The sequence below is a fragment of the Photobacterium sp. HL06 genome (genome assembly GCF_059552575.1).
In genome coordinates this window covers 2950516-2976004 of record NZ_CM183914.1, presented here as the reverse complement: position 1 = coordinate 2976004, position 25489 = coordinate 2950516, and the positions used below count along the sequence as shown (strand labels likewise).

At 50.0% G+C, this 25489-nt stretch carries 15 protein-coding genes; 6 read left to right on the top strand and 9 right to left on the bottom strand.

What is annotated here, in order from left to right:
• The first annotated feature begins 422 nt into the window (after nt 1-422).
• Complete coding sequence (gene asd / locus AC51G0_RS13480; protein WP_496301951.1) at nt 423-1538, top strand: aspartate-semialdehyde dehydrogenase; 1116 nt, start codon at nt 423-425, stop codon at nt 1536-1538.
• 77 nt (nt 1539-1615) lie between these two features.
• Here the strand turns inward: asd and AC51G0_RS13475 are convergent, their stop codons facing one another.
• The 3 genes from AC51G0_RS13475 to sodB form a co-directional block, all read right to left on the bottom strand.
• Entirely contained in the window at nt 1616-4708 is a 3093-nt protein-coding gene (locus AC51G0_RS13475; RefSeq protein ID WP_496299098.1) for an efflux RND transporter permease subunit, read from the bottom strand.
• Nucleotides 4708-5769, bottom strand: a complete 1062-nt coding sequence (locus AC51G0_RS13470) for an efflux RND transporter periplasmic adaptor subunit (protein WP_496299096.1) — start codon at nt 5767-5769, stop codon at nt 4708-4710. The genes AC51G0_RS13475 and AC51G0_RS13470 overlap by 1 nt, the downstream gene beginning before the upstream one ends.
• A 235-nt stretch (nt 5770-6004) precedes the next feature.
• On the bottom strand, nt 6005-6589 hold the full coding sequence (gene sodB / locus AC51G0_RS13465; RefSeq protein ID WP_496299095.1) for a superoxide dismutase [Fe]: 585 nt from the start codon (nt 6587-6589) through the stop codon (nt 6005-6007).
• A gap of 595 nt (nt 6590-7184) precedes the next feature.
• Here sodB and AC51G0_RS13460 point away from each other — a divergent pair.
• Together AC51G0_RS13460 and AC51G0_RS13455 are read left to right on the top strand one after the other, a co-directional pair.
• Nucleotides 7185-7526 (top strand): Grx4 family monothiol glutaredoxin, encoded by a 342-nt coding sequence (locus AC51G0_RS13460; RefSeq protein ID WP_496299094.1) that lies wholly within the window; start codon nt 7185-7187, stop codon nt 7524-7526.
• 243 nt (nt 7527-7769) lie between these two features.
• Nucleotides 7770-8234, top strand: coding sequence for a plastocyanin/azurin family copper-binding protein (locus AC51G0_RS13455; RefSeq protein ID WP_496299093.1), 465 nt, complete (start codon nt 7770-7772; stop codon nt 8232-8234).
• Between the two features lie 54 nt (nt 8235-8288).
• On the opposite strand, the gene AC51G0_RS13450 is transcribed toward AC51G0_RS13455, so the two are convergent.
• From AC51G0_RS13450 to AC51G0_RS13430, 5 genes are all read right to left on the bottom strand, one after another.
• Nucleotides 8289-8585, bottom strand: coding sequence for a c-type cytochrome (locus AC51G0_RS13450; protein WP_496299091.1), 297 nt, complete (start codon nt 8583-8585; stop codon nt 8289-8291).
• Between the two features lie 82 nt (nt 8586-8667).
• Entirely contained in the window at nt 8668-11364 is a 2697-nt protein-coding gene (locus AC51G0_RS13445; RefSeq protein ID WP_496299090.1) for an arsenate reductase (azurin) large subunit, read from the bottom strand.
• 2 nt (nt 11365-11366) lie between these two features.
• Nucleotides 11367-11954: an arsenate reductase (azurin) small subunit gene (locus AC51G0_RS13440; RefSeq protein ID WP_496301950.1), complete on the bottom strand. Its 588-nt coding sequence runs from the start codon at nt 11952-11954 to the stop codon at nt 11367-11369.
• Between the two features lie 11 nt (nt 11955-11965).
• The gene (locus AC51G0_RS13435) at nt 11966-13195 is read right to left on the bottom strand and encodes a cytochrome-c peroxidase (protein WP_496299088.1); all 1230 of its coding nucleotides are present in this window, start codon (nt 13193-13195) and stop codon (nt 11966-11968) included.
• A gap of 10 nt (nt 13196-13205) precedes the next feature.
• A complete protein-coding gene (locus AC51G0_RS13430; protein WP_496299086.1) occupies nt 13206-14297 on the bottom strand; it encodes a cytochrome-c peroxidase in 1092 nt (363 codons plus the stop codon).
• 367 nt (nt 14298-14664) lie between these two features.
• Here AC51G0_RS13430 and AC51G0_RS13425 point away from each other — a divergent pair, with 367 nt between their 5' ends.
• From AC51G0_RS13425 to AC51G0_RS13415, 3 genes are all read left to right on the top strand, one after another.
• Nucleotides 14665-16995 (top strand): HEAT repeat domain-containing protein, encoded by a 2331-nt coding sequence (locus AC51G0_RS13425; RefSeq protein WP_496299084.1) that lies wholly within the window; start codon nt 14665-14667, stop codon nt 16993-16995.
• Nucleotides 16996-17205: 210 nt separating this feature from the next.
• Nucleotides 17206-19731 (top strand): PAS domain S-box protein, encoded by a 2526-nt coding sequence (locus AC51G0_RS13420; RefSeq protein WP_496299082.1) that lies wholly within the window; start codon nt 17206-17208, stop codon nt 19729-19731.
• A gap of 6 nt (nt 19732-19737) precedes the next feature.
• The gene (locus tag AC51G0_RS13415; RefSeq protein ID WP_496299081.1) at nt 19738-21069 is read left to right on the top strand and encodes a sigma-54-dependent transcriptional regulator; all 1332 of its coding nucleotides are present in this window, start codon (nt 19738-19740) and stop codon (nt 21067-21069) included.
• Between the two features lie 48 nt (nt 21070-21117).
• Here the strand turns inward: AC51G0_RS13415 and AC51G0_RS13410 are convergent, their stop codons facing one another.
• Nucleotides 21118-25461 carry a transporter substrate-binding domain-containing protein gene (locus AC51G0_RS13410; protein WP_496299079.1) on the bottom strand — a complete coding sequence of 1448 codons (4344 nt, stop codon included), beginning with the start codon at nt 25459-25461 and terminating at the stop codon, nt 21118-21120.
• Between the last annotated feature and the right edge of the window lie 28 nt (nt 25462-25489).

Genomic DNA, 25489 nt, shown 5'->3' with positions numbered 1-25489 from the left:
TGTTTAACAGGTTATCAGGGTGTGAGATGTTTTTCAAAAATAGTGGGTTGATACTGTTTAAATTGTTAATGCCACATTTCCCTTCGTGGCTTATAAAAGAGTCTTTTTTTGGTTGTTAAGTTGGCTATTTATTCGTTGTTAGATTGTTTTCTGGCCCATATAAAGCGTTGATGGTGAGGAAGCTGCGAGGGTTCGGCGAAGGCATTTCTACTCAACTAAAATGACCGTTATTCCGCGATTCGGCATTTTTTTGTTCATTTCATGCAGATTATGCTTGTTTTTCACCGCCTAAATCTCTATAGATGGGAGTAATACCAGTGGGCATAACTATCTGCTGCTTGTGTAGAGAGCAGCGTGGCCAGATAGTTCTGCCAATTGGTATGTCGAAGATAAAATTCTGAACAGGGAGTGTAGTAACAATGATGAAAGTTGGTCTGGTTGGTTGGCGTGGTATGGTTGGTTCGGTGCTGATGCAGCGAATGGTTGAAGAAGGGGACTTCAACGTTATTGAGCCAGTTTTCTTTTCTACTTCTCAAGTCGGTATTCCGGCACCTAATTTTGGTAAAGATGCTGGTGTGCTCCATGATGCTTTCGATATCGAGAGCCTGAAGAAACTTGATGCGATTATTACCTGCCAGGGTGGTAGCTATACCGAGAAGGTTTTCCCGGCACTACGTCAGGCAGGCTGGAAAGGTTACTGGATTGATGCCGCTTCTACATTGCGGATGAAAGAAGACTCGATTATCGCCCTTGATCCGGTGAACTTCGAGCAGATCAAACAGGGTATTCACTCTGGTACCAATACCTTTACTGGCGGTAACTGTACTGTCAGCTTGATGCTGATGGCTGTGGGTGGCCTATACCAGGCTGGTTTGGTTGAGTGGATGACTTCTCAAACCTATCAGGCAGCATCGGGTGCAGGTGCGAAGAACATGCGTGAGCTGATCAGCCAGATGGGGGTGATTAACGATGCGGTTTCTAGCGAAATGGCCAACCCGGCAACGTCAATTCTAGATATTGACCGCAAGGTGGCTGACGCGATGCGTTCGGCTGACTTCCCGGCGCAAGAGTTTGGTGCTCCGCTGGCGGGATCCCTGCTCCCTTGGATTGACGTCAAACGTGAAAATGGCCAAAGCAAGGAAGAGTGGAAAGCCTCGGTAGAAACCAACAAAATCCTTGGCTTGGACAATAGCCCAATTCCAATTGATGGTACTTGTGTCCGTATTGGTGCGATGCGCTGCCACAGCCAGGCACTGACTCTGAAACTGAAGAAAAATGTTCCGCTGGATGAAATCGAAGAGATCATTGCTGCTCACAATGATTGGGTGAAAGTGATCCCTAACGACCGTGATGTGACGGTTCAGGAACTAAGCCCGACCAAGGTTACAGGCACGCTGTCTGTTCCGGTAGGCCGTCTGCGTAAGTTGGCAATGGGTGATGACTTCCTCAATGCATTTACGGTTGGTGATCAGCTATTGTGGGGCGCTGCCGAGCCATTGCGTCGTACGTTGCGTATTATTTTGGCCGAGAAGCAGTAATAGTTAACCGCTTCCAATAAAAACGCCTGTAGCTTCTGCTACAGGCGTTTTTTTGTATTGGAGTAGCCTAGGAGTACCTACTGTGACAGCTGAGGCCTGTTCGACTTCCTCACAATGGCCAAAATGTCTTTTTCCTTGAGCTTGGCCATCCCCACATACGCGACTGGAACGACGAACAGCGAGAAAAAGGTACCAGCAACCAGCCCACCGACCAGCACCAGGCCGATATTGATACGCCCCAACGAGCCAGGCCCCGATGCGAGTGCCAGTGGTAATGCCCCAAGGATCATGGTCAGCGAGGTCATCAGGATTGGGCGTAGGCGGGAGCGGGCACTGTCCAGTGCAGCCTCGATAGCAGGCATACCTTGTTTGCGTTTTTCATTGGCAAACTCCACCAGTAGGATCCCGTGTTTGGTGACGAGCCCGACTAAGGTCAGCAAGCCTATTTTGGAGTAGATATTCATGCTTTGGCCAAATGCCGTCAGAGTCAGCAGCGCCCCGACGATACACAGTGGAACCGTTAGCATGATCACCAGCGGGTCAACAAAGCTCTCGAACTGGGCGGCCAGGATCAGGTAGATAAAGACCAGTGCCAGCAGAAACAGGAGCTGGGTGCCTGCCTGGGAATCATTTAGTTCCTTGACGACACCGTTATAGGCATAACCTTGCGCCTCTTTCAGCAGCTTAGGCACCTCCAGGTCAATATATGCTTTGATGTCACTGGCGGTATAGCCCGGCATGAGATCGGCGGTGATCTCGGCATTGTCTTTGCCCATGTAGGTTTTGAAGCTCGACTCTGCCGTGGTCTGCTTGATGGTGACAAACTGAGACAAGGGCAGTGTTTGCCCTGACTCGGAGCTGACGTACAGTTTATCCAGTACGTTGAAATTACCCAGCGCCTCACGGTTGACCTGCACTTGAATAGGGTAGGTAAAGCCATCTTCCGACTGCATATCGGCCGCCTTCACTGAGCCCAGGAATGTCGATAGGGCATCGGTTACATCGCTGTAGTTCACCCCGGACAGGATAATGGCATTACGGTCAATCGATAAATCGTAGTTAAGCTGATCCCTAAGTACCGAGTTTTTGACATTGGTAACCCCGGGGTACTCCTCCAGCAATTGCGTGACTGTGTCTGCTGTATTGCCTAGTGCATCGGTATTGCGGTCAACCGTTGTCAGCTCGAGGATCAGGTTGTTGGCGACATTGAGGTTATCGGCAGCACGGACCGAGAAAGACATACTATAGGCAGATACGCTGCTACTGGCCTTATCGATAAGTTCGGCAATCAGCTCGTCGGCCGTCTGGGTACGCTCTCCCCATGGTTTAAGCAGGACATGGTTAGTCGGGGTGCCTTCTATATAAGAAAGGTTAGCTTCGATAGCTTCGCTATCCGCCATCACGCTGTTGAGCTCTTCATTATGCTTCAGGTGGTATTGCCGACCGACACCAGTCGGTGCCGTTGAGGTTACATCAACAAACCCTGAGTCTTCGGTTGGTAGCAATACCTGGGGTAGGGTCATATAGGCGGCGCCGGACGCACCAACCAATACCAGTGCGATAGCCACCATAACACGTTTGCGGTTGAACCATTTGCCGAGCTCGCGGGCGTAGCTATCGGCCAGCTTGTTTAGGATGTTATCGACCTTGGCAAACCACTTGGGCTGGCTGTCGATAGGCTTGATTAAATAGGCGCTCATCATCGGTGACAAGGTCAGTGCGACCATACCAGAAATGATCACTGCGGCTGCGAGGGTAAAAGCAAACTGACGAAAAAGATCGGCGGTAAGACCAGACATCATTCCGATAGGCAGATACACCACAGCCAATGTCAGTGTCATTGCGATCACCGGGAATATGATCTCTTTACTGCCTTTCAACGCTGCATTCAGAGGCGTTTCGCCATTTTCAATATGACGGTAGCAGTTCTCCACCACCACGATGGCATCATCAACCACCAGACCGATAGCCAGAATAATTGCCAGGATAGTCAGTACGTTGATACTAAAGCCGAGCCAGGCCATCACGGCAAAGACACCAATGACACAGACCGGGATGGTGATGATCGGAACAGAGGCAACCCGGAACGATCCCAGAAATAAAACGACAACCAGAGAAACCAGCACGACGGCTTCGACCAGCGTCGAGAAGCCCTGATCAATGGCTGCCTGGATGAAATCAGCCTGGTTGTACACCATTGTCATTTCAATGCCGCCAGGCAACTGGCTTTGCATCTGGTCGATGGCTTCTTTTACCCGCTCGGCGACGGTGACCGGGTTTTCGCTGCGTAGTGGCAAGACTTGGATCGACATTGCCTGCTTGTCATCAATAGTCAGGATACTTGGCGTGAGGCTTTCCTCGCCCATGACAATATCGGCAATATCTTTGACTCGAATAGCCTGCCCGTTGTCGACCCGGATCACCAGATCGCGGACATCATCGATATTTTCCACCTGGTTAATTGGGTTGATTGAGAAATCACGGGCCTCGCCCATGATAGTACCGGCAGTAAAGCTGGCATTGTATGAGCTGAGCGTACCGACGACATCGGCTGTCTTGATGTTAAGCGCCATCATACGTTCGGGCTTGAGCCAGACACGTACCGCTTTTGACGAGCCGCCGTACGGTCCCCAGACACTACCGACGCCCTGAATATGACGAAATTGCGGGACAAGTTGCTGGCTAATGTAATCGTACATTTCCTGCTGCTTTAGTCCGCCGGTATTGACGAATGTAATGACGTTACTGGCAGAGCTGGTATCAGAGGCGTTATCAGTGACCGTTGGCTTGTCTGTCATGCTTGGCGGAAAGTCACTGATCCCTTCGACACTGCTGCGCAGTTTGTTCATCAGGTTGGTATATTCGATGTCACCGACATCGTCGGCAAAATCAATGTTCAGGGTACAGCTGCCTTCCTGGCAGTCTGTGGTCATGGTATCGACACTATCGATGCCGGTGGCGGCATCAATCAGTTTATCGGCAACGTTACGCGACATGAATTCGGCACTGGCACCAGTTATGCTGGCACTGACTGTGGCGGTCGGTGTGTTGTGCTCCGGAAAATACTGGATTGACAATTTTTGAAACGACAGCAAGCCCAGCAAGATGACGGCGATGCTCAGCACCGAGGCAAAAACCGGGTGGCGAATACAGATCTCAGGTAACCGCATTAGCTCTCCTCCGATGTTGATGGTTTCTCTGGCTGGTGGTTATTGAGCACCTTGACTGTGCTATCGGTTACCAGTTTTTGCTGGCCCGTAGTGACGACTTGTTGGCCTTGTTTTAGTCCGTGCTCAACCACGACATAACCATCATTGGTATTTGGGCCGAGTTTGATGGCCTGCTTAGCGGGCTTGCCAGCCTTGATCAGCCAGACATAACGCTCGTCATTGTTGGCAACAACCGCATTTTGCGGAATAAGCAGTTGCTTCTTACCCTTTGCCAGGCGGTGTTTCACATTGGCAAACATACCGGGTGCCAGAACATGCTCAGGGTTGGCTATGCGGGCGTGGACTTCAACCCGGCCTGAGCTTTCATCAACGGCAGGGGCGACATAATTGACCGCTCCCTTAAATGTCTGGTCCGCGAAGGCATCAACAGTGATTTGTACAGGCTGATCTTTGGTGGCTTTGCCGAGATCATCCTGGCTGATGGTATAGCTCACTTTCACCGGGTCGAGACGGTAGAGGCTAACCAATGTACTTGATGCATCGATGTGGCTGCCCACCGAGTGGCTGAATGTTGTCAGGCGGCCATCAAACGGAGCGATGATTTGATAGTCGAGCAGTACTGCCTGTTTTTGGCGAAAATCAGCCGCAGCCAGATTGACCTGCTCTTTTAACTCATCAACATCCTGTGGTGATAGGGCGTCAGGCTGTTTTTTCAATAGGTTCTGGGTACGTAGCAGTTTTGTTTTGGCCAGGTTCAGTGAGCTTTTGGCTTTGTCGAAGTCGGCCTTGGCTTTGGTACTGTCAAGCTCGGCGATGAGGTTGCCTTTCTTGACGGCATCACCGTCGCTGAAGTAGATGGCCTTGATCTTTTCGCCGGTGCTGAAAGTCAGGTTGGCGGAATCGGTAGCAGTGATCTTTCCAGCTTCTTCTACCTGGAGATCAAACGTGCGGGATTTGACCGCTTCGACTGTTACGGGGATCTCAGCTGTCTCGGCAAACGAGAATGCTGAAGTGAATAGAAGCAGTGAGGCTAACAGTTTATTTATAGGTCGTTTATTCATAGGAGCATCTTCTTACTTTTAATCTGTGCTCCGGCATTTTTACGTTTATTTTTTGAGCGAAATGTCAGGGGTTCGTTAGAAATGCACAAATAATTTAGACTCATTTGCCGGATTTCTGGGTGCCTGTTTAATTGATAGTCCTGACTTATGATTTGGGGGCTAATAGCTTGGTTTGGAATAAAAAAACGCCTGCACAGAGGCAGGCGCTTAGAATATGTATCTGAGTTTTTCGGAATTAAGCTGCTAGGTTCTTCGCTACGAATTCCCAGTTAACCAGCGCCCAGAATGCATTCATGTAGTCAGGACGTAGGTTACGGTAATCGATGTAGTAAGCGTGCTCCCACAGGTCAACAGTCAGAAGTGGAGTAACACCTTCTTCTGTTAGTGGTGTGCCTGCATTAGATGTGTTTACGATGTCTAGAGAGCCGTCAGCTTTCTTAACAAGCCAAGTCCAAGAAGAACCGAAGTTGTTGATTGCAGAATCAGTGAATTTCGCTTTGAATGCTTCGAAAGAACCGAATGCCTTAACAATTGCGTCTGCAACTTCACCTGTTGGTTCGCCACCTGCGTTAGGGCTTAGGCAGTGCCAGTAGAAAGTGTGGTTCCAGATTTGAGCTGCATTGTTAAATACGCCGCCAGTTGAAGTCTTGATGATTTCTTCCAGAGACTTCTCAGCTAGGTCTGTACCTTCAACCAGGCCGTTTAGCTTAACAACATACGTGTTGTGGTGCTTGCCGTGGTGGTATTCAAGTGTTTCCTGAGAGATGTGTGGCTCAAGAGCGTTGATTGCGTACGGTAGAGCTGGTAGTTCAAATGCCATTGCTCGGTTCTCCATTTTGATTGTAGGGGACAGGCCCCACGACATTACTTCCAGTAGACTTCAGGCCTACTTATTTTTTTGAAACTGACTGATATCAATCACATTAGGTCACTATACGCATTGATATAGCGGCATAATGTGATTGCTGAGCTATTTTAGCAAGTTTTTACTTTATTAAAACCCCTATATACTAAAAAATAGCACTTCGGCGAGGGATCTGCAGCTAATACCAAACTAAATAATTAGCAGGCCTATCAGCGAGATTTGGAAAGGCCCAGATACAAGGCGCTTGATTGCGGATGTATTCATATCCATCAAAATCAAGCAACACAGGAGCTGGGCCTTAACAACTCGCCCTTCGGGAGCGTTTCAGCCGCTTGATAACTGCTCCAAATTGTCTTGATGTAGAGCTACTATATCTTCATCAATTTGGGTTGCTCTCAAACGGCTGGCAGCGCTCTGATTGGCTCTGATAATTGTTCAGTTTGGTATTTATAATACCCATATAGATAATAGGCGTTTTTTTCCTCGGCATGACAAAGTAGAATGATGTCTGTGAAACTCAACTTATAAGCAAGTGTCGTAAGAGGAAGCTATGGAAACTATCGACAAGATTAAACAACAGATCGCTGAAAACCCAATTCTGTTGTACATGAAGGGTTCACCAAAACTGCCAAGCTGTGGTTTTTCATCTCAGGCCTCTCAAGCGCTAATGGCATGTGGTGAGAAGTTTGCTTATGTCGATATTCTGCAAAACCCAGATATTCGTGCAGAACTTCCTGCCTATGCCCAGTGGCCGACTTTCCCTCAGCTATGGATTGATGGTGAGCTGGTTGGCGGTTGTGACATCATTCTTGAGATGTTCCAGAAAGGCGAACTGCAGCCAATGGTAAAAGAAGCGGCAGAGCGTCGTGATGGTGAAGCGGCTGCGGAGTAATTTCTCCATTTAGCGAAGCACTGACATTATCAAGGGCCTCGATTTGAATCGGGGCTTTTTTATATCTGCTGTTTCAATTTATTGGTGTCTTCAATGATGATTGAGATGGCAGGCTTATCATTTTCTCGGTCAATCTCTCTTGTTGTGAGATTGCCCTGCTGAATTAATGATCCATGTAAAGGTTAAGCTGCCTGATATTGTGTATTGTTCTCATTAACAACAATAACAAGAGAACCTAACAAGATGAAGAAAGTATTGTCACTGTTTTTCCTGCTGCTGGCCTGCTCACCACTTGCCCAGGCGGAAACCAAAGTTATCAAGCAAGTGTTTGATATTAAAACATCTGATATTGACACTATGTATCAGTTCATCCCTGATTACGTTGAGATAGATACCGGAGAATCTGTCCGCTTTGAAGGGACTGTCGGTTCCCATACCGCGCACAGTATCCAGGGGATGCTGCCTGAAGGCGTTGAGCCGATCACCATCTCTTATCAGAATGTGTCAGATATCAAGTTCGATAAGCCGGGCGTGTACGGCATCAAGTGCAAAGTCCACCATCGCTATGGCATGGTGGCATTGATTGTCGTTGGCGATCCATCTGGCAACCTAGAACAGGCCAGAGAAGCGGCGCTCAAGCGTGTAAGTCGTAGAGGACAGGACAAGATGCAGCGGTTACTTGATCGGGCTGAAGTCAGCATTCAGTGATAGGGCAATCACAATGGGTAGTCGTTGTTACCCATTGTGATTGATAAGATACATTTACTTTAAGCTGGCATAGTAGGCTGAAATGTTGGCGATATCTGCATTATTTAACGGCATGGCCATTGGTGCCATCACCGGATCTTTCCTCTCTCCTTTTTTGAATGCGGTGAGCTGTTTGGCTAAGTAAGCTTCTTTCTGGCCGGCCAGGTTCGGGTACATAGGCACCGATGAGATGCCATTAACACCGTGGCAGGCAACACAGAGGCCTGATTTGGCCTTACCTGCCGCAATATCACCAGCAAGGGCGGGCATGGTGAAAAGGGCTGCACCCATTAAAATGAGCAGTTTCTTCATTTATGATCTCCTTATACCAATCTAAATATGTAGGGGCCGAAGCCCCTTTTCTTATTTTTCCAACACATCAAACTCGTTGCGTTTACACGATATTCCTTGGCGCAAATGAGAATGCCCGGAACTCATGTTTGTACTTGGACTCACCAATCTTCCTGATGTTGGCGACGCCCATTTTGTAGTTGTAGTTGCCGCTGATCTGGTCAACAACCCGGGTAGTCAGGGAGTTTGATGGCTGTCGCATGTCGATCATATTGGCGTACAGGGCTCCTTTCTTGGTCGTTGGCGTAACGATGGCGACAGCGGTGACGGCAGCCTTGTCTAGCTTGATATGGCCGTTTTCCATCAATTTGCTGAACTGGAAGTCATCGCTGTGGACGCCAAGAATGGTGTCTTTGAAGTTGGCTACACGATCGGAGTACATCATCACCTGATCACCAGATTCAATTCCCCGCTTTTTGGCATCGTCAGGATGGATCTCGACCCAGTTCTCCGGCCAGCGTTGGATAACATAGGCACGTCGCTCTACATCATCAAAGCCGGACTGCCAGATCTCGTTGATCCGCCCGTTTGAGAACCACAGCTCTTCGTCTTTCGGCTGCAGCCACTCGTAGAAGTCACTGAACAGTCCCCATGGGTGTTTCTGCAGGTTGACCTTACCGGTCTGGCTGTTGAAGGCCGTGAGCTGCTTCTTGAGGACGTTTGCCCCTTGCGGCCCATTGGCCAGGCCTTTTTGCACCAAAGTTTCAGTGGTCATTTCGGTATCATGCAGGCGCTTGGTGCCGACTAGTTCCTTGGTGTCGTAGTTATAGAACACCGGCCCCTGGATCCCTGTGGTACCGAACTCCTTGAGCTTTTGGTGCAGGGTTTTACCTTCTGCGTGGGCGGCAACTTTGATCATGTGGAAATCTTTGCGGCTGCCGCGGCTAAAGCGCGAGGCTTCTTCGGCAACATCGTTGGAGTTTTCCCAGTCAAAACCATCGTACCCCATGCGACGTGCCAGCTGGGAGATGATCCACCAGTCAGGCTGTGCCTGGCCTGGGGCGTCATTGAATTTCTGGTACAGGCGCAGGCGGCGTTCGCCGTTGGCACGCATAAAGTCGGCCTCGCCCCAGGTTGCTGCCGGGAAGACGATATCGGCAAACTTGGCACCGATAGGGTCACGTAGGTAAATATCCTGGTTGATGACCACCATGCCGCCGGAATCAGCACGCTTTTTCAAGGTGTCGATAATTTCCTGTTTGTCGTAGCTGTAAACCTGATGCGGGTTAGCTGTCGTCAATTCCCAGAATTTTTTCTGCAGCCCCTGGCTGCCACACATTGCCTGGATCCAGGTGGTGCCGATCACATGGGCAAAGCGGGTATGGCCGGAATACAGGTAGCGGTCGGTATCGAGAGCACGGCGACGGCGTCCCGGTACTTTCTCTGGCGACTTATTACGCGGTAGCTTACCGCCAGACTGCCCGCCACGCTGGTGGCCGCCAAAGCGACCGATGACACGGCCTTCGCGGCCGCCGGTACCAATGATGGTCGCCAGCGCCGAGATGGCGTTGGTGTTACCGGTGTTATTTGACCAGTAGAACCCTTTCTCGATACCAATTGAGGTTTTCGGACGCTGTCCGTCGACCGGCTTCGCCAGCATTTCAGCTGCCTGGTAGATTTTTGCGACATCAATGCCAGCCACTTTGGCTGCATATTTAGGGTCGAACTCTTTCTGGGCCAGGTTCCATTTTTTGTAGTCTTCAAAGCCGTTGGTCTGGAATTTGCCCCAGGTTGTGCGCCACTGCCATGGTGTATTACGGGTACCTTGGCCGAAGCCGGAGTTAGATTCCCATTTGTTGTTAACCCAGTTTTTCAGCCATTCGTTATCTTGCCAGCCGTTCTCCATGATCACCCGGATAATGGCGCCAAGGACTAGGTTGTCGGAGCCCGGGTTCAGATCGATATGCAGGCCACCGTGTTTTTTCAGGTAGGCGATCCCTGCGGTTTCCCGCGGGTTGAGCATAATGGTCTTCATACCGCGCTGCACGGCAGGCATGATGTATTGGGTAAACAGGATAGTCTTGGTTTCGTACGGGTCGGTACCGCAGATCATTAGGGTATCGGCTGCGCCCCAGTCATCGTAGCTTGGTCCGAAGTTATCAAAACCGGCATCGCGGAAGCCCGGTGTCGAGGTAACATCCGATGGTGTATCATGGAACGAGAAGTTGGCGGTGTTCACATGGCGCAGGGCGTACTTGGTGATGGCGTAAGTATTCTCGATGTACTGGTACGAGAAGGTTTTTACCCCGTAGGCGTTGGTGCCGTGTTTGTCTATTACATGGCGGCCGACTTCTGAGGCAATATCAAGCGCGAACTCCCAGGGAACAGGCTGCAGGCTACCACCAATACGAACCAATGGCTGGGTCAGGCGGTCGCGGGTGCCCGTTGCCGGATTGTAGACTTTCTGTGCCAGCAGGCCGCCTCGCATCGAGGAGTCACCGGTTTTGTTGACCGCGCCCGCGTCTTTGTCCGGTACGATAATAATATTGTGGGGCTTGCCTTTGTGCATCACCACATTGTGCTGTGCCGGGGCAACCCAGGCCTGCAAGGGGGCACTAGGGAAGTTAATCCCAAAGGCATTTTGATCTGCGGACTGGCCGCCGTTTTGCTGCTCTAGGGGCCAACGGTAGACCTTGTAGCCACAGGCCACGATACAATAATCGCAGGCAGTGGTAATAACCTCGGCATTGGTCGGCGGCAACGGCGCATGATCTTCAGGGATGTAGAAATTAGTAGTCATGATTATGCCTCCTGAATCGCGATGATATTGTCGGTTCGGCCAAACAGCAGCCCCATGATGCCGACGGCATAAACGTTGTCACCATCTTGCTCCAGTAGTACCTGCGGTAAACTCTCATAGGCCTGCCCAGAGACAATGATGCCGTGGCGACGCATATCAAAGGTCGATAGGTGGAATGGACACTGGCCTAGGACACGGTGTTCGCCAACCACTTTGTACTGGCCGTCTAGCGGGCCGCCCTGGTGGGTGCACATCAGGGAGAAAGCGACAACATCCTGCTTGTCACCGATCCCGCCACCAGCTTGAACGCCCATCTTAACCAAGATGGCACGGGAGTTAGGGCCATCATCCGGGTAGTTGAAATACAGTGGCTCGTTGGTTTCCATCTCGCTGAGCTTGGCAACCAGCGTACGAGGGTAACCGACTACACGGGCCTGGGACTGCCTGGCTTGGGCGGTACCCGGGAACAGGGTGACAGAAACTACGCTGGCACTGCCGGCCACGGCACCGGAATACATCAAGAATTCGCGGCGAGACAGCATGCATTTACGGTGTTCCTGTGCGCTTTCTTTTTTCTGCTTGCGCTTCATTCGGTCAAAAATCATTTTTTCGCCTCCGCAAGTTCTTCTTCGCTAAATAGACGCTGGTATGGCGGTATCTGTGGGTATTCCATGGTGATCTTGTCGCCCGAGAAGGCGTCGAGGAATGCCAGCAAATCGGTTTTTTCCTTGTCGCTCAAGCCCAATGGCTTGATTTGTGCGCTCTTGGTTTTCGGGAAGCCGGTGGTGCGGCCGTCTGCGGCAATACCGCCACGGTTATAGAACTCGACAACCTCTTCAAGAGTCGCAATCGTACCGTTGTGCATGTACGGGGCGCTGTACTTGGTGTAGCGCAAACTAGGGGTACGGAATGTTCCTTTCATCTCTTTACGCTTGCCGCGGAAATAGACCCCGGGATCGGCTTTGGTGGTGCGGTACATCTTCTCGTTTGAGCCTTTGGCATAGAGCTCGTAGCGGAAGGTGATCTGTGCGAGTGGATCGGACTCCCAGCGTAAGTTAGTTGGTACCCCGACGTTGTAGTTTTTCTGATCTGACGCTAGCGCGCCGTTGTGGCAAGCGATACATTTAGCCTTGCCTTCAAACAATGCCTTACCACGCAGCTGTTGCTTACTAAGGGCGGATTGGTCGCCTTTTAGGTAGTTGTCGAGCGGGGTATCGGTTTGAACCAGGGTGCGTTGAAAGGCAGCAATGGCTTTCCAGGCGTTGCCGAGCTTCGGATAGTTATCACCGAAGACATTATTGAAGCGTTCGACGTAATCCGGTACCAGCGCCAGGCGGGCTTCCATCATATCATCTTCGCCATTACCGGCTACGCCACCTTTGGCAGCGCTCTTGGCCTGGCCTTCCAGTGACTTACTGGACCCTGCCCAGAACAGCTTGTCGTAGTAGGCGGAGTTGATAATCGTTTGGCTATTGCGCCAGTGAACGGTGCCCGGGTAGCCCAAAGACAGATCTGCCGGGAAATCCCAGCCGAGGTTCGGGTTGTGGCAAGCCGAGCAAGGGCTTGAGGTATCACCGCCTAAGCGGCCATCAAAAAATAGCAGTTTGCCTAATTCGACCTTCTCCGGCGTGGTTGGGTTATCCGCTGGTGTGGGTACCTTACCCAGTGGTGCCAGAGCTGGATAGCTGATGCCATCAAGCGTGACAGGCAATAAGGACGCGGCAATCTCTTCGGCGGTCGGCGTGTTGGTTTCCTGCTGGGCACAAGCGGGTAGTGTTGTGGCCATAAGCAGGGCAGCCGTACATGCAGACAAGGTTATCATTTTTTTCATCTTGTCCTCCTTAATTTTTCGCGTTGCGCCAGTCGGCGATAGGCTGGTAGTTATAGTCTTGAGTCTTCCAGACATGCTGCTCGCTAGTGAGCGGCTTGCTCGACAGGGCAGTGAGGAAGGCGACCAGCGATTGCTGTTCTTGTTTGCTCAGGTTCAGAGGTTTCAGGCGTGCATCTTTATTGCTGTCTTCGCCACCACCTGCGCTGTAGAAGGCAACGACATCATCCAGTGTTGCCAGCATGCCGTTATGCATGTAAGGCGCTGTTTGCTTCAGTTCGCGCAGGGTTGGGGTCATGAACTTGCCGAGATCGGAACCGTCTGCCTTGTGAGTCTGAACATGGGCACCCACATCCCGTTTTAAGTTCATGTAGTTCTCGTTACCCATGAACATATTGAAGGCAATGAAAGTTTGGTGGCGCATTGGGTCACGGAAAATATCAAAGTTTTCAGGTACACCGGTGTTGTAGGGTTTTCCGTCAGAGAACAACGGCCCGTTGTGGCACTCGGAGCAGCCTGCCTTGCCCTTGAACAGCTCAAAGCCTTTATTAGCCTCGGCAGACATTTTGCCGCTGTCATAAAGGGTTGCGGTTGATGTCAGTGTCTTCAGGTATTCCGGAATGGCTTTTCGTACCGAGCCATTTGAAGGTTCGCCATAGCCAGCCTTTTTGAACATGTCCACATAAACAGGATCTTGCTTGATGCGCTCCTGCATCAGGCGCATGTCCATATTCATCAACCAGTCTTCAGTGATCATTTCACGGGTGACATCGTTTAGGTTGGTACCGATGCGGCCATCGTGAAACCACGTTTTTTTATAGGCGCTGTTAATCAAAGTCGGGACGTTGCGGAAGCCTTTGCTTCCGATATAGGCAGGGCCTAGGGCGTCCGGGTGGGCGAACCCGCTGTCCGGCTGATGGCATGATGCACAAGACATCATACTGTCACCAGATAAACGGGTATCGAAAAACAGACGTTTACCGAGCTCGGCTTTAGCTGTATCTATCTTCAGCGGTGGTAGCGGGCCAAAATTATTGTTGTCATTCTGGGCCCAGGCTGAAAATGAGAGACTGGCTGCAGCGGCAAGGATCAGCGTTTTGTTCATTGTTGTGCTCCTTAGCTTCCAGTTCCAAGTGCTTTAAAAATATCTGTTAGCAATCGGTCTTATACATAAACTGAGCCAACTTTTTATCTCGCTGAAAACTTGTTTAATTACAGTTTGTTAGGTTGTTATTTGACGCCCGTCACAACAGTAAAAACTGAACGTTTCGTTTAATTGACTGGGCAGGAAGTGAACGAAACGTTCAATTGCATAACAACAGGTTTGAACAATACGAGTGGGCTTGATTCTAACGTACTGATATTTAATGGTTATGTTGTTTTTTGGTTTGTTCTTGGGCATGGCATGAAACCTGCTTAGATAGCTGTAAACGTATGGATACATACCCAGCTAGCCTGAGTGGAGAAGAAAGATGTCAAACCACGAATCACAATCAACAACAAACAGTGGATACCAGCTCGCAATTAACCAATTACTGCAACTGCTGGAGCAAGGCGACGAAGCTCAGCGTTGCTACAGTGCGCAAGCAGTAGGAAAGGCCGGGGTGGCCGATGCCGTCCCGAGCCTCAATGCCTGCTTGTACCATACCGATCCGGATGTGGTGGTTGATGCCGCAGAGGCCTTGGCAAAGCTTGCTGGTGGTGACATTGACGCCTTAGAAGATGTCGCGCTTCACCATCCGGAAAGTGATGCACGCCTGGCGGCTCTGGAAGCGTTGTCGATGCTTATCGAGAGGCACGATGGTGCCCGTATTAAAACCATTCTGCTTAATTTTGCCAGCGGCAGGCCTGAGGGGGATGACTGGGGGTTGAGCTCTGATTGGGATGATTGGTGGGATATCCAGTTAAAAGCGGTACAGCTATTGGCAAAGCGTCCTGACGAGGAGATCACGGCGCTCTTTTTCCAGTTGTTAGAAGATGAACCAGAGCCTGAGCTTGAGTCGGCGTTATATCTTGGGATTGCTCAGGTGTCGCCGCAGTGGCTGGTTGACCGCTATCAAGACGCCAGATTGATGACACGCCGCAAGTTGATCCGTGCCTTGGCTCAAAGTGATAGCAAAATTGCCTCGATTCAACTGTTCAAAGTGTTATCCGATGACGATGCTGAAATTCGCAGGTTGGCGGTGACGGTACTGTGCCAACGCCAGGCCCGGGACTATCAGTGGGATATCGTACTGCGCCTGTGTGATGCTGAGCAGAGGGTTCAGCAGGCTGCCAAGGAAGGACTGGGTGTGATGGGGGCTTTGGATAAGCTGGCCCTGTCTAAGCTTTTCTCGCTGGCAGAGCGGGCCTCTGATTCGGCTTTGCCGCTTCTTCTTGAACTGATTGCTGCCCATAACGAACAACCTGAAGCTGTACAATTACAGTGGGTTGCCGATCTGCTCCATCACGAGGAGCCCAAAGTGGTTTATGCCGCTGCTATGTTCTTTGCCTCACTGGACAATGATGAAGAGGATTTTGTTGAGCAAGCGGTACAACGTAGCCTGAGCCAAGCGGCACGGAATACCCTGCCTGTGCACTTGCGAACTGATTTCATGCGCCTTCTCGCCCGCATTGTTCAAAAAGATAAGGAGGTTGCGAACGCAGTTTGCCCGCTAATGCATTTTATTGTGAATGATGAGCAAACAGATACCGTGCTGCGCCAGGCCGCGTTAGAGTTGCTGGCCCTTTCGCCATCAACACTCGAGAAGCAATATCTTCGTGAGCTCATTTTGGGACTGGCGGCAAAAGAGGATGTGATCCCGGTTAATCAGCTCGATGGAGATGATAACGTTCAAATCAGTGAAGCCGCCGAGCCTGAGGAGGTTGGCCTGGAACAGCTGCTTGAAGCCCACGAAGAGAAGTTTGCCGCTTCGGCAGAAAATGATTCTCCTGCAGCAGCACCGACCTCGACGTTGGCCGCTATTCAGCAAACCAACGTTGAAGCTATGCTTAATGGCCCAAAGACAGAGCAACAGCCCGAACAACATGTCCTTGATATGATTGAGGAGTTACCGAGTGACTATACTGACTACTCAGAGATCGTTCGGGATCATTTCGATACTTCCGACAAGCTTGAGCTGAACCGTAAGAAAATCGCCAGACTGCCTCAGCTGAGCAATAAACAGCTCGCGTTACGTGCATTGGGCAATAGTCAGCAGGCTGATGCTGTCCTTTTGTTGATTGAAGCCTTGTTGGGCGCAGAGCCTGCAGAGCAGATTGAGATATTTGGAGCCTTGGCACGATTGGCCGATAGCATCAAAACGCCGGAGATCAAAAATGCCATCGGGGCGGCGGCAAATGTCCTTTACCATGGTGACAACTTAACTAAGCAGGCTGCCACACGCTATTTAGCCAAGATGCCGCTGGGTAAGGCACTGCCGCTGTTACTGGTGGGCGTTCGAGATCCGCATGAGCATGTCCGTATCTGCAGCTTGATGGCGATAGAGCTGCAGCTTGCCCAGCACCCTGTGAGGCAAAAAGACCGTGCTGAGCTGAATAATGCTCTAGTCAAGGCACTACAGGATCCTGCTGGTGGTATCCGCAAGTTAGCATTGAAGTTGCTGGCGGCCACGGATCTTGAGCCTAACCTTGAGGTGCTGTTAACGGCAGCCATTAACAATGGCGAAGTGAATGAGATTGCTGCGCCGTATCTAGTTGCTTGCAAAGATACGTGTCTGGCCTCGTTAGCTCACCAGCTTCCTTCACTGGATGACCATCGCCAGCCGTTGGCCATCAAGCTGGTGGGTGGGTTACTGACATAAGCCTTGCTCGCTTGGGGTATCGGCTAAAGTAAGGCTGTTGGTCACGAAAATTGGATGCCAACCATTTATCGAATATTGGCTTTGATATGATTGTGATTAATAACAGTAAGGTATGAATTATCTTGGCCTATTGATATATCGCTGCAATGTTGGGTTGCGGTGATTAATCCTTTGTTATGCCGAGTGAACCGTTCACATAAAAGGATTGCTATGAACGGACTGGATAAGCCAAGACACTTTGTGAAACAGCGTCAGTTCTATGCCGAGTTGCTGCTTTGGCTTATCCCTGGCTGGGCGGCCATTTTGGGCTTGATGCTGGTTCATTACTTTCTCAGTGTTCACAACGAGCAGCAGTATGCTCTGCACAATGAGCGGGTGATTGTCGAGCTGATTGAGGAAGTGCTCGATGAGAGCCTGAGCAGTATGTCATCAGATGCTAAGCTGCTCTCCTATATAGTAGGCAAGCAAGCTAATATGCCCCCCTCGCAGTTTCGGACCAACCTCACCGAATATTTTACTCAAGTAGCCAGTAACCAATCTAGCTATGATCAAATCCGCTTTATTGATACGTCAGGCAAAGAGATTGTTCGGGTTAACAACGAAAACAATCATATTCAGGTGGTAGATGAACAACACCTGCAAAACAAATCCCACCGTTATTACTTTCAGCGCAGCATGGGGTTACCGATAGATAAAGTCTATATTTCGCCGATGGATCTCAATGTGGAGGATGGCGAGATCCAGCAGCCATTGAATCCGACCATTCGGGTTGGCGTACCGGTGTTTGACCATAACCAGCTGCGGATTGGTGTTGTGGTATTGAATTACAAAGCCCGCCAGCTTATCGATAAACTGCTGACAATCTCGCCAAACTTTATTCAACACCTGTTTATTCTTAATCCGGAAGGCGTCGCGGTGATCCAGCCGACAGCCAGCAGTGATTCTGCATTCAGTTTTAATACCGATAGTGCCGTAGACCCTCAGGTATTGGCGCTTATTAACCAAGAGCATGTGGGGCAACTAGAGCAGGGTGAGAGCTTTTTCACTTTTACCCAAACCGATACGCCCAGCAACGGAAATTGGACAATTATTTCGGTTTTTCCCAAGCAGCGTATGAACCTGGCCCGTATCGCATTCAGTGATAGTTACTTGTGGCTGTATAGCGCGGCGTTTGTACTGCTGACATTGCTTGCTGTGATATTCAGCCGTTATCGGATACAGGCCAGGATGTTGCGCCAGCAGCAGCGGTATGAACAGCAATTTCGCCATACTCTGGAAAACATTCAGTTAGCTGCCGTGTCGGTTAACGCCGAAGGTGTGGTGGTTTTTTGTAATGACTTCTTCCTTAGCATTGTGGGTTATCGGCGCGAGGAGGTGATTGGCAAAAACTGGATACAGACCTTTACGCCTAAAGAGCTTCAGACCCAGGCGGCGGAAGCATTATCGCAGGCTCTGGAACAAGGCATGGATCAGCCACGTGCCGAAGGTGTCGTGCAAAGCTTGTCGGGCGAAATCCATATCCTTTCCTGGACATCGACGTTTTCCCGTGTCCATCAGGGGCAGGCGGATGCGGTGACATTTGTCGGTGAGGATGTGACAGAACAGCAGATGGAAAGAGATGAGTTGCAGCGCCTGAGCCATGCCGTCGAACAAAGCCAAAACTCGGTGATGATCACAGATGTATCCGGGCGGATTGTTTACGTGAACCCAGTATTCTGCGAATTATCTGGTTACGACAGGGAAGAGGTGTTGGGACGCACTCCCAAGTTCCTGCAATCAGGGGAAATGCCCCAAGACGGTTACCAGCAGCTGTGGCTGGCATTGAAGGATGGCCACGAGTGGCGCGGTGAGTTTCATAACAAGAAGAAAAATGGTGAGATGTTCTGGGAGCGGGCAAGAATTTCGCCGGTGAAAAATGTAGAAGGGCGTGCGCTGTATTACGTTGCAGTCAAGCAGGATATCACCGAAGAGAAACGCTTGGCGGATGAGGTTGAGCGTCAAATGCGTGAACGGATCCAGCATGAGAAGCTGGCTGCGGTGGGAAAAGTGGTTAACATGATTGCCCATGATCTGCGTAATCCGCTTAGTTCCATTAAGATGGCACTGCAGATCTATGCCCGCAAAGAGAAAGATGAACTGTCGGCCATTTCTCTTGATCAGGTTCGGTATATGGAAGCGATCCTTGAAGATTTAATGGCCTATTCACGCCCGGATCAGTTCAAGCCGGAATGGCAGGATCTCAACAAGCTGGTAGAGCTTGTGACTTTGACCCAGCAGAAGCTGGCAAAAGAGAAAGGGGTAGCGCTGGATATCTCCTTCCAGCCTAATTTACCGACAGTGTATGCCGACCCGGTGAAGCTGCGCCAGGCACTGCAGAATATTATTGTTAATGCTATTCAGGCCGCAGAGTCGACGGAAGAACAGCCGCCCTGTGTGAAGGTTGCAACCAATATCATGATGACAGAAGTAGGAACGCAGCTATTAGTTGATATCGACAATAACGGGCCGGCGATTGACCCGTGCCTGACGGAGAAAGTCTTTGAACCTTTTTTTACTACCAAGGCGAAAGGTACCGGGTTAGGGCTGGCAATTGTGAAAAGGATTATAGATTGCCATGAAGGAAAAATTAGCCTCAAGCCATTGATTCAACAAGGCAGCTTTGGGCAGGGGACGCGATCCCGTATTCAACTTCCGGTTACGCCGGCAAGATATACCAATAATAAAGGAATCCATTAAGCTGCTATGAGTAAGTTGTTAATTGTCGATGATGATCAAGGGATCAGCCGTACACTTCAGCTGCATTTTCAGTCTCAGGGACATGACGTTGAAATCGCCCATTGTGTTGATGACGGAGTGGCGGTGGCCCAGCATTTTCAGCCTAATGTGATAGTGCTGGATATCCGTATGGAAGGAAAGTCCGGGTTGGAGGGGATTGCGGAGTTTAAGGCGCTGTGCCCGGATGCACGGGTCATTATGATCACGGCTTTCCACGATATGGAAAGTACTATCGAAGCCATGCAGCGCGGTGCCGATGAATATATTCATAAACCTATCGATCTTGATGAGCTGGATACTGCGGTGGCGGCAGCCTTGCAGTATCAAGTGTCGAGCCAGCAACCAGCCGTTGCGATCCCTGATTGCCTGGGCCATTCAATGGTTGGCTCTTCCCATGCAATGAAGGAAATCTATAAAACAATAGGCCGGGTTGCGTTAACCAATGCTTCAGTGATGATCACTGGCGAGTCCGGTACGGGCAAAGAGATGGTGGCCAGAGCGATCCATCAAGCGGGTAGGCCTGATGGCTCACCTTTCGTGGCGATTAACTGCGCAGCATTAGTAGAAACCTTGCTGGAGTCAGAAATGTTCGGCCACAAGAAAGGTGCTTTTACCGGTGCAGTTGCTGATCAACAGGGTAAGTTTGAGTTGGCGAATGACGGTACGTTGTTTTTGGATGAAGTAGGAGAGCTAGCCCAGCCGATCCAGGCGAAATTGCTCCGTGTCTTACAGGAAAAAGAGTTTACTCCGTTAGGAAGCAAGCGTGCTAGCAAGACCAATGCACGCATTATCACAGCAACCAACCTTAATTTTGAACAGGCGATTAAAGACAAAACGTTTCGTGAAGATTTGTTTTACCGGCTGCAGGTTGTCCGTATTCACCTGCCTCCCCTGAGGGAGCGGCGGGAAGATTTGAACGACTTGATCCCGGCCTTGCTGGCACGAGCAAACCGAGAATTGGGCACCAAGGTGAACAAAGTGGCACAAGATGCGATGGCGACCTTGTGCGCTTATGATTGGCCGGGGAATGTGCGAGAGTTGGAAAACGTATTAACCAAGGCCGTGGCGTTATGTCCTGGGGATATTCTGACGCTGGATTTATTTGATGATATTGATCCTGACGTGGGGGCCATGCCATCTGAAGCTACTGTAGTGGCAGCTCAAAGCTTGCAGGATATCGAGTATCAACATGTCATCCGGATATTGGAAAGCGTTGAAGGGCATAAAGGGCGCGCCTGTGAAATACTTAAAATCAGTCGCCCTCGGTTGCAGCGTATTATAGAACGTAGCGATGTTTAGCCTCCCATTAGCATGAATGAGGTCGCATCGCGGTATAGCGGAGCGGCTCTATGATGCAGAGGATTCAGTGCTTTCCTCCAAGAGCTGAGAGGTGAGTGATTGCAAGGAGGCGTAGGCTACGCAGTCGCTGCTAAACTGACCTTGGCCTGCTTCTCTTTCTATGGTCTCCAGAGGCTCTGCCAGCACGTCACACTCCAACATCTGTGATGCACCTTTCATTCGATGGGCAATGGTATAAATTTGCTCCTGATTGTCCTCGTTGATTGCCTGTTTGAGCTGCTTGAAATCCTGCTGGTGGTTTTGCTTAAATTCCGCCACTAGGTTATTAACTACATCCTTGTCTTCAAACAGCAACAGAATTTTTTGCTTGTCCAGCACGGAAGGTGGATTGTGTTTCTCTGACACTTCCTGCGGAAATGATCGTTCAGGTCTTTCTTGAGCCGTATTGTTGTTAAGCTGCTCCTCAATGGCGCTGAATAGATCAAGAAACTCATTAGCGTTGTTTTCTTGCGCGCCCTGTCGCTCGTCTTTGTGATCTGCTTCTGCCTGTTCAGGTTTGTCGGTATTTAGCCAACTCCAGAGAACTTGTTGGAGCTTGGTGAGAGAGACAGGTTTGACGAGGAAGTCACTCATTCCCATTTCGTAGCAGTGATTGTCTTCTCCTTGGATGGCATTGGCTGTCAGCGCGATAATTGGTAGACCTGTTGCTGGGCTCCCCTTGACGGTTTTTACTGTGTGTTTTTGCTGATAGGAATGTGTGAGGGTAGGGCCGAATTGGCTGTTTAGCTCTTTACTTGTCAGGTTGTCGCGATGCTCGGCTTCACTGACACGGCGCTCTTGCTGGCGGATGGTGGCCGATAGCGTATATCCATCCATCTCCGGCATATGGCAGTCAGTGAGTAGCAATCCATAGCTGTGATGTTGCATGGCTTCCAGTGCTAATACGCCATTTTCCACGATATCAGCATGGATGCCTATTTTTTTCAGTTGCTTAGAGATGACTTGTTGGTTAATCGGGTGATCTTCGGCAACGAGGATCAATCGACCGTGCTCCTCGGCCGATCCCCGGCTCTCTGTCATGCTATCAGCGACCACATGATCAATGAGATCAGGTTGTATTTCACTGACAGGCTTAGTGAGTACATGCTTGAGGTTATCGGGTAATAGCGGATTAACCGAGAGGCACCACTGTTGCCCTATGGGCTCGGGGGAGAGCATCGGGTTCTGGTTGATGATAATGACTTTGGTGTTCGGCAAGTGCTCTTCAAGCCATTGATCACCGAGTTGTAGCTGCTGCCAAATTGCCATTGCGATAAAAATATGGCTGGGCTGGCGCTTATTGGCTTCATTTTTCAGTTGCTGAAGGTGGTCTATCGCCAGCATCGATGGCTCAAGACCCAAGTGCTGAAGATAGCGGCACAGAGCTTCTCGCTGAATGAAATAACCAATGATCAGGCTGTTGCCGCTAAGGGGCGCTAGGGGGATTTCTGTCATGCTAGGCTGCTGTGACAGTGCGAGCTCAGGATCTGGCTCGCCAAGCGGCAGTGTAACGGTAACACTGAACTCGCTGCCTTTCCCCAACTGGCTGTTGAGGTTGATGGTTCCATGCATCTGTTCGATGAGTTTACGGGCAATGGCGAGTCCGAGGCCTGTGCCACCAAAACGCCGGCTGGTACTGTTATCTGCCTGCTCAAAGGGTTTAAACAGGGTTTCCTGTTGTTCGGGTGATATGCCGATCCCGGTATCGCTGATGGTGAAGCGGATAGTTTGCTGCCTGGGGTGCCTATCTGAGTCATGCTCTTTAAGCACATCGACATTCAGGCTGATAGTACCCTGCTCGGTAAACTTGATCGCATTGTTCAAGAAGTTGTTCAAAATTTGATGAAGTCGAATATCATCAGCAAAGTACCAGTCAGCCAAGGCTGGATCCTGCCAATACTGGAAGGCCAGGTTCTTTTGCTGGGCATGGATTGACTGGGGTTGAATGATACGTGTCAGTACTTTGCCAAGTTCAATATTGGTAGGGGTAAGCTCCAGTTTTCCGGCTTCTATTTTTGAATAGTCGAGCACATCATTGACGATATGGAGCATATTCTTCGCCGATTGGGTTAAGCCGCCATGAAGGTTAATTAACTCTTCGTTGAGAGGCTGGTCGGCCATCAGCTCTAGTAGCCCGAGGATCCCACTGATCGGTGTACGGACTTCATGGCTGATGGTGGCGAGAAATTGTGATTTTGCAGCTGTGGCGGTTTCTGCTTTTTGCCGGGCATACTCAAGTGCCAGCTGGTGTTGTTTAAGGAGGGAAATATCGGTGACGACCGTATTCCAGTAAAATCCCCCGTCCTCGTGGGGAGTAATGCGGCTTTTAAATTGTACCCACTTAAGTTGGCCCAGGTGGTATTTGAGTTTCTGTTCCCTGTCCCAGTGCCCCAGCTCTGTTGCCTGGCGCATACTTTGTTTGAGTTCAGGAATATCAATATTATCGAGTAAATCTAGCAGCAGTTCAGGGCGTTTCTTGATTGAAGTGGTTGAGATACCCAATAGCTCTTTAACCCCGGCGCTGACGAAGGTGTAGTGGATTTTTAGTGGTTTCTCCGGATCGGGCTGAATATGTTGCAAAACGACGCCATCGAGGTTGTCAGCAAGGTGCTGCAGGCGCCGTTCGGCATGCTTTGCCCGTTTCTCCGCCGTTTTTCGCTGCAACATTTCGGCGGCCATTTTCCTGTTCCAACAGATAATGGTGATAATAACGGCAAGTGCGATTAATGTGATCACTCCTGCCCATTTGGCGACTTCCTTCGGTGCTAACCCTTCCTGGTATTCAAAGGTCAGCCATTTGTTTTCCAGCCGAATAAGCTCTTCTGGCGGGATAGAGCTAATGGCTTTATTGATGATATTGAGCAGGATCGGTTGGCGGAAGTTGATGGCAAAATGCAGGGGAACGAGGTTTTTTTCTTCGATCTGGCCGACCATTTTAAACTGGCCGAGATAGTCAGATTGGAGCAATGGCGAGGCATGGTGCAGCGAGGTCAGAACCCGGTCTACTTCTTCTTTTTGTAAGGCCTGGAAGGCAGAAACTTGATTGATGTAGGAGACGGACGAACAGTTAGTACAGATATGTGGCAATAGCTCCGATCCTGACGTGTCAGCAATGATACCGACTTTTAGCTTGTTGTTGGAAAATAGAGTATCTATCCCCTCTTCTGCGGGGGCGAACAGTACCCAGGGTTCTCGGATATATGGGTCTGAGAAATACATCAGTTTGTCCTGCGCTGGCGTTTGCGGCAGGGCTGAAAGCATCATAAGTTTACCATCGAGGAAAGCCTGGTTAGTTTTTGAGTACTGTTTCTTGCTGCTGACCTGAAATTTTACCCCAAGCTCGTTACTGAGGATATTGAGTAAATCCGCCGTTAGGCCGGAGTGGTTCTTATCGGCATTAAGGAAGTCGTAAGGAGCCCATTTCTGGTGAACGCCAATAGTAATATAAGGGTGTTTATCCAGCCAGCTTCGTTCCTCTGGGCTTAGCCGTAGCTGTCCGTAATTGGTGAACATATTGATTTGCCCAGGATTCAGCCATTGGTTGTAGATGGCTTTCAGGCTTTGGGTTTTAATGTCTTCCAGGGCGAAATTGATCCGGCTGAGTAGCTTGTGTTTACCTTTCTGGGTGGCAAAGTGTAAGTGATTGGTGGGTAGGCCGGGTAGAATCGACAGTTCGAGTGATGGGTCATTATGCTGACGGAGCAAATCGGACAAGACGACAGCATCCCCGATATAGCCATCGGCTTTTTCCAGTTGGATAGCTTCAATCGCGTGGCGACTGTCCGTGACTGGTAGCTGGGAAATATTCGGCATTAGAATCGGTAGCAACTCTTGCAGTGCAAATCCTTGCTCAATCGCAATTTGCTTGCCATATAATTCCTGAAATTGATTGATGGGTTTTTCTTTGGTGATCACTGCACGTCGAATAGAAAACATCGGCTCGCTGAATGCCATGTACTGCTGGCGGCTAATTGTTGAGGTTACACCAGGAAGAAGATCCAGCTTATTGGCTTTAAAAGCGGTAATGACATCGTCATAGGTCTGGAAGAGGTTGATTTCATAGGTAAAATTGGCATGTTTAGAAACCTGGTTGAGTACCTCAATCAACAATCCATCTATCTGCCTGCCATCTGTTGTCTCCACTTCCGTGGCTGCCTGGGGAGATGCTTTCTTGGTAATGTAGATATAGGGAGGAAAACTGAACCCAGGGAGACCGACCCGAAGGTGAGGCTTGTCGGTAACAGGGGAGCGAGAAAGAGCAGGATCTGCCTGTGCAGGGATTGCCAAAGCCAAGAACAGGTAGCAGGCTACGATCAGGTATTGGCACCCGCGATGAATCATATCAGTTATCATTCCTCACATCCTTGTAAAGCAATGGTCT